Here is a 12460-nt window from a genome sequence, read left to right as displayed (position 1 = left end):
CAACGATGATCCGACTCAGGAAACGGCTGTCGCAAGCTCACCCGGGCGATCTGCGTAAAGCAGGATCCAACGTCGTGGTGCAACGCGCTTCCCTTTACGGGTCAAACTCACTTGGCTCACGGCCGAATCCTCAAGCTCAATGGCCACGTTGGGGGAATCGAGGCGACTGACAACCAGGACATCACGCATGTGCACTTGGTTGGCCACAGCCCAAGCGTGGCGTGATTGGTGGAACGACTGGACGCGGCGAATGGAAGACCGCGGGATGCTTCCCCCGTAATGCATGCCACCTCCAAGCCACAGTGCGCGCTCATCGATCGCATGGGGAATGGTGCTGCTAGCGCTGCGCACGGCCAATGCCCAGCCGACCGCATAGAGACCTGCGGTAAAAACGACGCCATGAATCAGCCAGGGATGCGCAGGATGGCATAGCGCCACCAGCACCAATGAAAGCGGGATGTCGCCGAGCAATCCGACGATCATCATGGGTACCAGAACGCCACTGACCGGACCGTTGGACGTGGTGTAGCGTCGGTCTCCCGGAAGTCCTGCAGCCACACAGAGGCTCGGTCTGGGACGCCTCAGCATCACGGCAATGAATTCATTCCAGAGATTCGGAGCCCTAAGCATGCGAGATGTCCGTGACTGTGCTGGGCCATCCTAGTGTGCGGCACAAGAAACGCTCAATCAGGTAACTCCTCCACGCGACCATGGCGAGCTACCGGCTTACTTTTCGGCCGTGCAACAAAAAGGCCCGGGAATTCCCGGGCCTTTTCTTTTCCAACGAAGCAACGCAATCCGCTTATGGACGACGCGCCAGCTCCGGGTTGTCCTTGGTCTTGGGCATCAGGTCCTGCTTGGACACGCCCAGCCACAGCAGGATCGGGCTTGCCACGAAGATCGAGGAGAGCGTGCCGACCACGATACCGATCAACATGGTGATGGCGAAGCCGTGCACGGCCGGGCCGCCGAAGAAGTACAGGGCCGCCATGGTGATGCCAGTGAACAGCGCGGTGATGATGGTACGCGACAGCGTGTTGTTGATCGAACGGTTGAGGATCTCCTCCGGCTCGGCCTTGCGGGCCAAGCGGAACAGTTCGCGCACGCGGTCGAACACCACCACCTTGTCGTTGATCGAGTAACCGATCACCGCCAGCACCGAGGCGAGCACCGTCAGGTCGAATTCGCGCTGCATCAGCGCGAAGATGCCCACGGTGATCAGCGCGTCGTGCGCTTCGGTGGCGATGGCCGCCACGGCGAAACGCCATTCGAAGCGGATGCCGAGGTACAGGCCGATGCCCACGATCACCACGATGGCGGCCAGGATGCCGTCGCTGCGCAGCTCATCGCCCACGGCGGAGCCGACATAGTCGCGGCTCTTGAGCTTGGCGTCGGGACGTACCGCCTGCAGCGTCTTGGTGACGTCGTCGGCGATCTTGTCCAGGTTCACCTTGCCGGTGCTGCCGATACCCGAGTTCGGGTCGTCCTTCGGCTGCAGGCGGATGGACACTTCCTTGGTGCCGCCCAGGCTCTGCACGAGCGCATGCTCGATGCCGCCCTTCTCGAGCGCGTCGCGGACTTCGCCGACCTGGACCGTGTTGTCGTAATCCACCACCAGCGACACACCGCCGGTGAAGTCCAGACCGTAGTTCAGGTGCTTTACCGAGATGAGCACGATGGACGCGACCATCAGCAGGATCGCGAGGCCCACGCTGAACTTCCTCATGCCGAGGAAGTTCACGTTAGCGTTGTGGTTGAAGATTTCCATGTGTATTTGTTCCTCAGACCGACAGCGTCTTGAGCTTGCGATGACCGTGGATCAGCGCGGTGATGGCATGCGTCACGGTGACCGAGGTGAACATCGAGGTCAGGATACCGATCAGCAGCGTCACGCCGAAGCCCTTGATCGGGCCCGAGCCCATCGTGGTCAGCGCCAGTGCGGCGATAAGGTGGGTGACGTTCGCGTCGAGAATGGTGGCCCACGCCTTGTCGTAACCGGCGCGGATCGCGGCGTGCGGCGAGGAGCCGTTGCGCAGTTCTTCGCGGATGCGTTCGCAGATCAGCACGTTCGCGTCGATCGCCATACCCAGCGTCAGCACGATACCGGCAATGCCCGGCATGGTCAGGGTCACGCCCACCGCCGACATCACCGCAATCAGGATCACCAGGTTGAAGAACAGCGCCACGTCGGCCACGAGGCCAAACAGCTTGTAGTACAGCGCAGCCGCCAGCAGCACCAGCGCGAGGCCGAGCGTCACGGCGCGCAGACCCTTCTGGATGTTGTCCTGGCCCAGGCTGGGACCGATCACGCGTTCTTCGACGATATCGACCGGCGCCGCCAGCGAACCGCCCTTCAGCAGCAGCGCGAGGTCGGATGCTTCCTTCTGGCTGCCCAGGCCGGTGGTCTGGAAGTTCTTGCCGAACACGCCGTTGATAGTGGCGTAGTTGATCACTTCTTCCGTGACCTTCGGCGTGCGCACTTCCTTGCCGTCGACGATCTTGGTGTCGACCACGCGCTCGACGTACACCACGCCCATCGGCTTGCCGACGTTGCCGGTGGTGAAGTCGAGCATCTTCTTGGCGCCGGCCGCGTTCAGCGTCACCGACACGGCAGCGCTGCCGGTCTGCTGGTCGAAGCTGGACGATGCGTCCACCAGCTGGTCGCCGGTGACGATGATGTTCTTGCTCAGCAGGTACGGACGTCCGTCACGGCCCTTGTAGAGGCGGGCGTCGGGCGGAACGATGCCGGTGCGGGCCGCGTCCACGGCCTGCTGCGGCGAGCCGTAACCGGCGCGATATTCCAGCGTGGCGACGGCACCGATCAGCTTCTTGGCTTCAGCCGTGTCCTGCACGCCGGCCAGCTCCACCACGATGCGGCTGTCGCCCTGCTGCTGGATGATCGGCTCGGATACGCCCAGCGCATTGATGCGGTTGCGCAGCGTGCCAAGGTTCTGGCGAATGGTGTTGAGCGACAGCTCGCGCGCCTTGTCCGGACGCACCACCGCGTTGAGCGGGAAGCGATCGCCGGTGGCATTCGCGTCCGTCACGGTGAGATCGGGATAGTCCGCGGTGATGGCGTTGCCGGCGGCGACGCGATCCTCGGCGGACTTCAGCACCACCGACACGCCCTGGCCGCGCTGCGTATTGCGCACCACCGACTCGTAACGGATGTTCTTTTCCCGCAGCAGGCTGCGGATATCGTCCGCGTAGCGCGTTTCCTGCTTGTCGATCACATCGTTCTGATCGACCTCCATGAGGAAGTGCACGCCGCCCTGAAGATCCAGACCCAGCGGCATCGACTTCGCGCCGATGGCGCCGAGCCAGTGCGGCACCGTGGACTTCAGGTTGAAGGCCACCGTGTAGTCGTCGCCCAGCGAGGCCTTGATGGCATCACCCGCGGTCTTCTGCAGGTCGGCATTGGCGAAGCTGGCGAGCAGATGATCGCCATTGAGCTCGACGCCGGTGCTGACGACGTTGGCCTTCTTCAGCGCGTCGGTGACCTTTTGTTCGAGTGCCTGGTCGACCGTACCGTTGCGGTTGGCCGTGATCTGCACGGCAGGCACCGGCAGGAACACATTGGGCAACGCATAGACAATACCGAGCACCAATACGATGGCGACCAGCGCATATTTCCAGCGTGGAAAATCACTCATGCCTTGAATCCGTCAAAAGCCGCGGCAGAGGCAGCCGCGGCGAGCAATGCATCGTGTGGACCGGAGCCCCTCCGCTCCGGCAAGTCGTCAGGACGACTTCAGCGAACCCTTGGGCAGGACCTGCTGCACGGCGCCCTTCTGCACCTTGATCTTCACGTTCGGCGCGATCTCGACCGTGACGAAGCTCTCGCCGATCTCTTCCACGCGGCCGGCAATGCCGCCGTTGGTGACGACTTCGTCGCCCTTGGAGAGCGCGGAAAGCATCGCGCGATGTTCTTTCTGGCGCTTCATCTGCGGGCGGATCATCACGAAGAACATGACCACCAGCAGCAGGATCGGCAGGGCCAGGCCCAGCAGGGGATTCCCCGGAGCGGCTGCGGGAGCGGCCTGGGCCATCACATAGGACATCGGAAAGGTCATTGCTCGTCTCGCAAGTAGCGGTATCGGCAGCGTTTTCTGCCAACACCTGAGAAAAGATCGTGGATTATGCCACGCGCCCCCGGCCCCTGCATGCGTCGCAAGGCCCGCCCGTGAGGGGTTCTGGCGTCGGCAGGGGCGGTTTGCAAGGTCTGGACCCGGCCGGGAGGGTGAAGGTTCCCTGGATAGCGCTCCCCGACACGCCTCCTAGCCGTCATTCCGGCGCAGGCCGGAATCCGGAAGGCTCAGTGTTGGCGATCCGGCACAAACCGCTTGGCGCTCTCGCGGAAGCCTGTTGCTTCGCTACTGGATTCCGGCCTGCGCCGGAATGACGGCTAGGTAGTGATTCGGCTGAAAATAGGTCCGGCGCTTAAGCCTCGAAATCTCAGTCCGACAACCCGCCCGCCCTGCGCGCATAGAACTCCGCCACGAAATCGTCCAGCCTGCCTTCGGCGATGGCTGCGCGCAGTCTGGCCATCAGGCGCTGGTAATGACGCAGGTTGTGCATGGTGGCGAGCTGGCTGCCGAGGATCTCGTTGCAGCGGTCCAGGTGACGCAGGTAGGCGCGGCTGAAGCCGTTGCTGCAGGCGTAGCAGTCGCAGCCCTCTTCGATCACGCGGGTGTCCAGCGCGAACTTGGCGTTGCGGATGCGCAGCGTGCCTTGCTCGGTGAACAGGAAACCGTTGCGCGCGTTGCGCGTGGGCATCACGCAATCGAACATGTCGATGCCGCGGCGCACCGCTTCGACGATGTCTTCCGGACGGCCCACGCCCATCAGGTAGCGCGGCTTGTCGGCCGGCAGCAGCGGCACGGTGAAATCCAGCGTGTGGTTGCGCTCGGCCTCGGGCTCGCCCACGGCGAGGCCGCCCACGGCATAGCCATCGAAGCCGATGTTGACCAGGCCTTCGGCCGAACGGCGGCGCAGGTCTTCGTACACGCTGCCCTGCACGATGCCGAACAGCGCATTGGGATTCTTCAGGTCGTCGAACGCGCGGCGCGAACGCTCCGCCCAGCGCAGGCTCAGCTCCATCGAGGTGGAGGCTACTTTTTCCGTCGCGGGATAGGGCGTGCATTCGTCGAAGATCATCGCGATGTCCGAATCGAGCACCTTCTGGATGCGCATCGATTCTTCCGGCGACAGGAACACTTTCGAGCCGTCCACCGGGGAAGCGAATGCTACGCCTTCCTCGGTGATCTTGCGCTTGTGCGCCAGCGAGAACACCTGAAAACCGCCCGAATCGGTGAGGATCGGCTTGTCCCAGCCGATGAACTTGTGCAGTCCGCCGAACTGTTCCACCACCTCGAGGCCGGGGCGCAGGAACAGATGGAAAGTGTTGCCCAGGATGATCTCGGCGCCGACCTCGCGGATATCCCGCGGCGTCATCGCCTTCACCGAGCCATAGGTGCCCACGGGCATGAAAGCCGGCGTTTCCACCGTGCCGCGGTCAAACGTGAGACGGCCGCGGCGGGCCGCGCCATCGGTGGCCTGGAGTTCGAAAGTCATGGAAGTCATCGGTGAATTATCGCTTGTTTCGGAGGTTGGCGCTTCTCCAGGCCATTGGACTCGCGCCCACTTCCTACCCGTCATTCCGGCGCAGGCCGGAATCCAGTGCGATGACGAGCGGTTGTCGCGGTAGAGCATGTTCAGCTCTTCGCGATAGCCGGTCCCTGGGGCACTGGATTCCGGCCTGCGCCGGAATGACCAACAAAGAAGCTCAGCCTCGCGGCAGGATCAGCATCGCGTCGCCATAGGAGAAGAACCGGTACTTCTGCTCCACGGCGTGCCGATACGACCCCAGCATGAAGTCGCGCCCCGCCAGTGCCGACACCAGCATCAGCAGGGTCGATTGCGGCAGGTGGAAGTTGGTCAGCAGGCCGTCGATGCTGCTGAACTGGTAGCCGGGAAAGATGAAGATCTGCGTCTCGCCGGCAAACGGCTGCAACTCGCCATCGCGCACGGCGCTTTCCAGCGCACGCACCACCGTGGTGCCCACGGCGATCACCCGGCCACCGGCCGCACGCGTGCGGCGAATCTGCTCGACCAGGCTCGCGCCCACGTTGAGCCATTCGCGATGCATCTGGTGGTCCTTGATGTCATCCGCGCGGATCGGCTGGAAGGTTCCCGCACCGACGTGCAAGGTCACGTAGCCGAACTGCACGCCGCGTTCGCGCAGCGTCGCCAGCATCGCCTCATCGAAATGCAGGCCCGCCGTGGGCGCAGCGACCGCGCCCGGTTCGCGGGCGAACACGGTCTGGTAACGCTCCATGTCGCTGGCATCGGCATGTCGCTCGATGTACGGCGGCAAGGGCATTTCGCCGAGTTTCAACAGCAGCCTTTCCAGCGGCTCGGGTGATTCGAAACGCAGCCGGAAGAATGCGTCGTCGCGCCCCAGCACCACCGCATGGCTGCCGTCGGCCAGCTCGATGCGGCCGCCCTCTTTCGGCTTCTTGCTCACGCCCAACTGCACGGTGGCTTCGTGCGCGCCGGTGACGCGCTCGATCAGGATTTCCACCTGGCCACCGGTGTCCTTGCGGCCGTACAGGCGTGCCGGCAGCACGCGGGTGTCGTTGAACACCAGCAGGTCGCCTTCGCGCAGGAAATCCGGCAGCTCGCGGAACATTCGGTCCTGGCGCGCCTGCGCCTCCACATCGAGCAGCAGCAGGCGGCTGGCCGAACGCTCAGCCAGCGGCGCCTGGGCGATCAGTTCAGGCGGCAACTCAAAATCGAAATCGGTCTTCTTCACGGCGGGATACTGGCGTCGAATAGGCCATTATCGCGCAAAACCCCTGGCCGGCCCTCAGGCCGGGGTTTTGCGCCGCCGACGCCGCGCGATCCAGGCGACCAGGCCACCCATCAGCACCAGCACCGCGCCAAGTTCCAATGGCCAGCCGTGACGCACGGCGTGCTTGATCGCCGCCACCTGCTCGCTGCGCTTGAGTGCACGTGCGCGGTCGAAATCGGGCACTTCGCACCCCGTGCCGAAGCCGCCGGCCCATTCCACGTAAGCGCCCTGCTTCACATAACGCTGGTAGTAGGCCTTGACGCGGCGCAGGCGCTCCGACGGCTCGCTGGGCGCGGGCTCGCCGTATCCCTGGTAGTGATCCTCGTAGTCCGGCGGACCTTCCATCATCCAACCGGTCGCCTGGCAGAGCACGGCTGCGAATGCCTGCGAGCGCGGCGGCAGCAGGTCGGCAGCACGGTTGGCCTGGTCCGCGGCTATGTAGCGATAGTGAAAGCGATAGTTCGGCTTGGCTTCGCTGGCGGCGTAGCGCTGCCGCTCGCCTTCGGTCACATAAGCCTGCTGCAGCGATTGCGGTGTCTGCCCACTGCCCCCCTGATAACTGCCCTCGCTGTCGGTGTAGTCGGGACCCTGCTCGTAACCCAGGATCTGCATGCCGTGCTCGCGCGCAATGACGGCCGCGGCATACAGGGCCTGGGCCTTGCCGATGTCGGTCCAGGCGTGCTCGCTATCGTGCAGTGCCTTGGCATAGCTGAGCGCCGGCGTGCGAAAGCTCTGCACCTGCAGCTTTCCGTCGTCGCCGTAGGTGCCGAAACGCCAGTCGTTGTCCGCGGGGAAGTAGGGCAAGGCATCCCCATAGCGACCCGAGCGCATCAAGCGGCGAGCCAGCACCCAGCGCAGGCTGTCCGCAATCGGCGAGCGATAACGGTAGGCATCATCACTGCTTGGGCTTTTGGATGTCAGCGGCGTGGCCGGCGCGCGGGCGTCGACGAAAGACTTCAGTTCATCGACCGTAAGCACACGCTCGGCGATATACATGGCGTCATTGCCGTAACCGTAGGAGGTGGTTTCCAAGTCCCAGTCGTAGACATTGCCGTCGCCGCCCACGGCCACCGCGGCATCGTAGAGATGCCCCATGGCCTCGACGTATTCGCCACGCGCCAATGCAAGCACGCCTTGCTCGCCGGTGATCAGATTCGCGTTGGAGGGCTCGATCGCCGCCTGCGCATCGCCCGCCTTGGGAAATGCCTTGGCCGCAGCCGCATAGGAGGCGCTGGCCGCAGCCAGGTCGCCCTTCTGCAACGCGAGCTTGGCACGTACCCATTCCGCGAGTGGGCCGGATGATTTGTCCACCAGCTTGGCCGCGAGTTCGTAGCGTCCGGTCTGGTAGGCCAGCGCAGCCAGACGATCGGCGCCTTCCAACTTGTCCATCCCGCGCTGCTCGATCGCCTGCACCAGCGCCAGCAGCGGCTGGTCCGGCTTGGGCGCCGAGCCAGCGGGCGTTTCTTCCGACGAGCCGCCCATGCGCGCCAACGCGTAGGCCACCAGCAGCCGCTGGGACACGGGATTGTCGATCAGCTCAGCCATGCGCTGCGGATGACGCATCGCATAGTCAGCGATGGCCACCAGCGACTGCACACCGACATTCGATCCATGTCCAGCCTGGGCGGCGTACAAGGTGATGGCACGCTTGAGATCCGCAGCCGGCACGCCGTCGCCACAGGCCGCGTTCGCGCCCTGGGTGTGGGTGGCGTCGCCATCTTCGCTGTTGTTCGCGTCGGCTACGCCGTAGAGGTCGTTCCAGCTGCATTGCGTGCCGTGACCGTAGAGGTACAGGCGCGCCTCCTCGCCAAAGCTGGACACCGCCAGGCCCTGCGAATCGAGCGCGCCCTCGACCGCCCGGGTTCGCGTCAGCTGGAACGCCTTGGCGGCTGCCGCGCGTTCGCGCGAAAAGGCCGTCGCGTCGTTGCTGGCGCTGGCCGCGTTCGCTGCATGGATGCGGCCGAGCATATAAGCCGCCCATACGCCACGCAGCGTCGCCTGCGCGGGCGGCAGGGCCAACACCTGCTCGAAACGCAAGCTGGCCTTGTCCTCTTGTCCCTTGGCGTAATCCACCCCGCCCGCGGTATAGGCACGCAGGTCTTCCGGCAGATCGCTGCCCTGGGCGTAGGCCGCATCGCCATCGTCCAGCGCACGCAGCGTGTCGACGCGCCCCAGCTGCGCGATGGAAATACCCAGCGACTTGGCCTGCGCGGCGTCGTCCTTGTGCTGGCCGCCATCGTCGTACAGGGACGGCTCCTCGACCGCCAACTTGTCGGTGGCAACGAGCAGATGCGTCGCCTCGAACGCAAAGCTGTTCTGCGGCACGGCCTTCAAGGTGTCGCCGCGATGATCGAGCAATTGATTGGGAAACATGGGACCGCAGGCCCAGGCCACGGCACCGGCGAGACCGGTTACCACGGCAGCGACTATCCATGAGCGCTTGAACATGTTTTCACCTGTGGAAGGGCGTCCTTCGCCCCGATGGCGCCATTATGGCCTGCGCCCCGCGCGACGCCAGGCTTCAGCGGTCGATCCGCACGGTGCCGGGCGAGCGACTACAGCGAAGCCAGCCGATCGCCAATTGACGACCTGCACGCAACAGCCCGACCCGAGTCCGTTGCAGATAAAGCCCCTGCGGCGTGCGCTGCAGCGCATAGCCGTTGATGCCGTCGGCTGCCTCGCAGGCGCTGTCGATGCGAACCAGTGCCGGCAACGCCATGTCGCTCGTGCCCGAGTTGACGATTTGCACGTCGAGGCGCGACGGATCGCCGCTGGGCACCGTGTTCACCGTGATCGATGAGGTCAGTGGCGTGCGCCGCAGTACCGCATGCCAGCTGGCCATGCTCCAGGCGCGCTCATCGCCTTCGGTCGGCAGGCGAAACCACACGATGCCTGCGAGCCCGTGCGGCACATCGGCCTCCAACCCCGCCACAAAACGCTGCATGGCGGCCGGCTCGGCAAACAGCTCACGCGACTCGGTGCTGTCCACCAGGGTGGGCCGCTCGCTTTCGATCGCGACCACCCGCCCTTGATCGTCCCAACTGACCCGCGTGCCGTACGCCGGCAGCGCCACGCGCCAGGGCTTGCCCGTGTGGCGGGCGAACTCGCGCAACCATGCGCGCGCACGCTCCGGTTGGAACAAACCCGCGCGCGGCGACTGCACGGCGTGCACCTGCAACACCGTCTCATCGGCCTGCGCCAGTAAAGCGTCAAGCTCGGAACTCTCCAGCCAGGTGGGTAGCGCGGTGATCGACAAGCGTTCGCCCGGCGCCAGCAGCGGGCGCAGCGATGCCAGGAAATGCGTGTAGGCCGGCAGCCGCGAAGTGGCGCAATCGTGGTCGATCTCGATGCCGGCGAAGCGAATACCTTGCAGGCGCCACTGCGACAGCAACGAGCGAGTGCGTTCGAGCAACGCCGTTTCGTCCCACTGCTGCAGCGTGCCTTCCACGCGGACCACCGCAATCACCGGCTTGCCGCTGGCCGCCAACACCGGCCATGCCGGTGAGAACGTACGCCACTGGCCTCGTCCATCCATCTCCGCGGCCAGCACGCGCCACGCGCGCAGCTCCTGGCCGCTGTCCGATATCGAACGCGCCAACGCTGGCGTCCATTGGTGCTGCCACACGTAGGCGTCGTTGGCGAGCGGCGGCTGTCGCGACGCGCAGCCGGCGATGACAAACGCCACGGCCAGGCCGGCAAGACCAACGAAACGTCGAAACACCTCGGCCACTAAGCGCGCACCCGATCAGGATCAAGCGCCATGGCAGCCCATGACGTGCCCCAAGGCTACAGCCAACCTTTCTGGCGAGCGAGACGATACGCCTCGATGCGATTGGCCGCGCCGAGCTTGCCGATGGCTTCGGACAGGTAGTTGCGCACGGTGCCGTGCGAGAGGTTCAGTTGCGTGGCAATGTCGTTGGCGGACTGGCCCTCGCCCGCCAGGCGCAGCACCTGGCGCTCGCGATCGTTCAGCGGATCGGCCTCCGACCAGGCTTCCAGCGCCAGCTGCGGATCGATGGCGCGCCCGCCGCGATGGACCATGCGCAACGCTTCGGCGAGATTCTCCGCCGGTGCATCCTTCAACAGATAGCCGGAAACGCCGGCATCCAGCGCGCGACGCAGAAAGCCCGGACGGGCGAAGGTGGTCACGATGATCACCTTGATCGGCAGCTCATGGCGCTGGATGCGTTGGGCCAGTTCCAGGCCGGTCAGTCCCGGCATTTCGATATCGGTGACGAGCACATCGGGCTTCACGCGCTGCACTTCGCGCCATGCGGCCTCGCCATCCGCTGCCGAACCAAGCACCTCGATGTCGCTTTCGAGGTTGAGCAGCGCGGTCAAAGCGCCGCGCACCATCGCCTGGTCTTCGGCCAGCAATACACGAATCATGCAACGCTCCTGTGGTTCAACCTGCAGCCGCCGGATTCGGCGTTTCCTCATCCTGGGCCAGCTCCCGCTGCGGTGGCCGCGAACGAAGCGGCACCGTGATGTGCAGCCGCGTACCCTTGCCTACCGGCGAGATCACTTCAAGCGTGCCGCCCAGGGCACGCACGCGCTCATGCATGCCCTTGAGGCCGTTGCCATGGATACCGACGCCGCCGCGCCCGTCGTCCTCGATGCTCAATTTCAAGGCCTGGCCGGCCACAGCAGTGGACACCCGTGCACGATTGGCGCGCGCATGCCGGGCGATATTGGTCACGGCTTCGCGCAATACCAGGGCCAGGCCCCGCTCCACCTCGATCGGCAGCGACGGTGGCAAGGGCGTGCATTCGAGGGACACCATCGAGGCTTCCAGCATGAGCCGGGCAGCCGCGAGTTCAGCCGCCAGATCGGTCGCGCGGATACCCGACACCGCCGTGCGCACTTCCGACAGCGCATGCCGCGCCACGCGTTCCGCCTCGGCCATTTCCCGCTTGGCCGCCTCGCTGTCGCGATCGAACAGCTTGCGTGACAGCTCGAGCTTCAAGGTGATCAATGACAGCGTATGCCCCAGCAGATCGTGCAGGTCGCGGCCGATGCGCTCACGCTCGGCCAGCGCGGCGAGGCGGCGCACTTCGTCGTGCGACAGGCGCAGCTCCGCTTCCTTTTCTTCGCTCAGTCGTTCGGCGTGCACCACCAGGCCCACGATGATCGAGGTGACCGGGATCCAGATCACCGCCTGCCATGCGTAGTGCAACAACGACACTTCGGCGATGAGGATGACGTTGAGCATCACCAGCATCCCCATGTAATTGCGCAGCGCCATGCGACAGCTGCGCAACATGATGGTGCCGTACACGAAATAGGTCAGCGCGGCGGAATACCAGGGCAGCAACAGCATCGACATGGCCACCAGCGTCAGCGCGAAATAGCGCGCCTGACGCCGCGAGGCCAAGCAACACTTCGCGTACAGCAGCAGGAACAGCGGATAGGTCAGCAGCGTGAAGAATGCCCACGACCAGGTGTAGTGGTCGAACGCGGGAATGACGAACACCCAGACCGACCACAGCAGATGGATCGTATCCACCCACGGCGACTTGCCCTTTTGCAGGCTGATCGCCACCAGCGAATCCGGCGCGGGGGTAAACCAGTTTTTCAGCCACTGACGCACCGTGCCCCGCTCCCCGT

10 protein-coding genes are annotated in these 12460 nt (G+C 64.8%); all 10 read right to left on the bottom strand.

What is annotated here, in order from left to right; all coding sequences use genetic code 11:
* Positions 1-15 precede the first annotated feature (15 nt).
* A complete protein-coding gene (locus ACN9MB_RS05760) occupies positions 16-486 on the bottom strand; it encodes a hypothetical protein (RefSeq protein ID WP_426271073.1) in 471 nt (156 codons plus the stop codon).
* Positions 487-802: 316 nt separating this feature from the next.
* Positions 803-1768 carry a protein translocase subunit SecF gene (gene secF / locus ACN9MB_RS05755; RefSeq protein ID WP_204635115.1) on the bottom strand — a complete coding sequence of 322 codons (966 nt, stop codon included), beginning with the start codon at positions 1766-1768 and terminating at the stop codon, positions 803-805.
* Between the two features lie 13 nt (positions 1769-1781).
* Positions 1782-3653: a protein translocase subunit SecD gene (gene secD, locus ACN9MB_RS05750; RefSeq protein ID WP_204635114.1), complete on the bottom strand. Its 1872-nt coding sequence runs from the start codon at positions 3651-3653 to the stop codon at positions 1782-1784.
* Between the two features lie 87 nt (positions 3654-3740).
* Positions 3741-4073, bottom strand: coding sequence for a preprotein translocase subunit YajC (gene yajC, locus ACN9MB_RS05745; protein WP_204635113.1), 333 nt, complete (start codon positions 4071-4073; stop codon positions 3741-3743).
* 382 nt (positions 4074-4455) lie between these two features.
* Positions 4456-5583 carry a tRNA guanosine(34) transglycosylase Tgt gene (gene tgt, locus ACN9MB_RS05740; protein WP_426271072.1) on the bottom strand — a complete coding sequence of 376 codons (1128 nt, stop codon included), beginning with the start codon at positions 5581-5583 and terminating at the stop codon, positions 4456-4458.
* Between the two features lie 202 nt (positions 5584-5785).
* Positions 5786-6814 carry a tRNA preQ1(34) S-adenosylmethionine ribosyltransferase-isomerase QueA gene (queA, locus tag ACN9MB_RS05735; protein WP_204635111.1) on the bottom strand — a complete coding sequence of 343 codons (1029 nt, stop codon included), beginning with the start codon at positions 6812-6814 and terminating at the stop codon, positions 5786-5788.
* 54 nt (positions 6815-6868) lie between these two features.
* The gene (locus ACN9MB_RS05730; RefSeq protein WP_426271071.1) at positions 6869-9301 is read right to left on the bottom strand and encodes a hypothetical protein; all 2433 of its coding nucleotides are present in this window, start codon (positions 9299-9301) and stop codon (positions 6869-6871) included.
* 73 nt (positions 9302-9374) lie between these two features.
* Complete coding sequence (locus tag ACN9MB_RS05725; RefSeq protein ID WP_426271070.1) at positions 9375-10583, bottom strand: DUF3142 domain-containing protein; 1209 nt, start codon at positions 10581-10583, stop codon at positions 9375-9377.
* A gap of 56 nt (positions 10584-10639) precedes the next feature.
* Positions 10640-11242: a response regulator transcription factor gene (locus tag ACN9MB_RS05720; RefSeq protein WP_204635109.1), complete on the bottom strand. Its 603-nt coding sequence runs from the start codon at positions 11240-11242 to the stop codon at positions 10640-10642.
* Positions 11243-11258: 16 nt separating this feature from the next.
* Complete coding sequence (locus ACN9MB_RS05715) at positions 11259-12443, bottom strand: sensor histidine kinase (protein WP_426271069.1); 1185 nt, start codon at positions 12441-12443, stop codon at positions 11259-11261.
* Positions 12444-12460: the final 17 nt, after the last annotated feature.

Source organism: Dyella kyungheensis (assembly GCF_049913195.1).
Lineage (GTDB): Bacteria > Pseudomonadota > Gammaproteobacteria > Xanthomonadales > Rhodanobacteraceae > Dyella > Dyella kyungheensis.
This window is presented reverse-complemented; position numbering and strand designations above follow the sequence as displayed.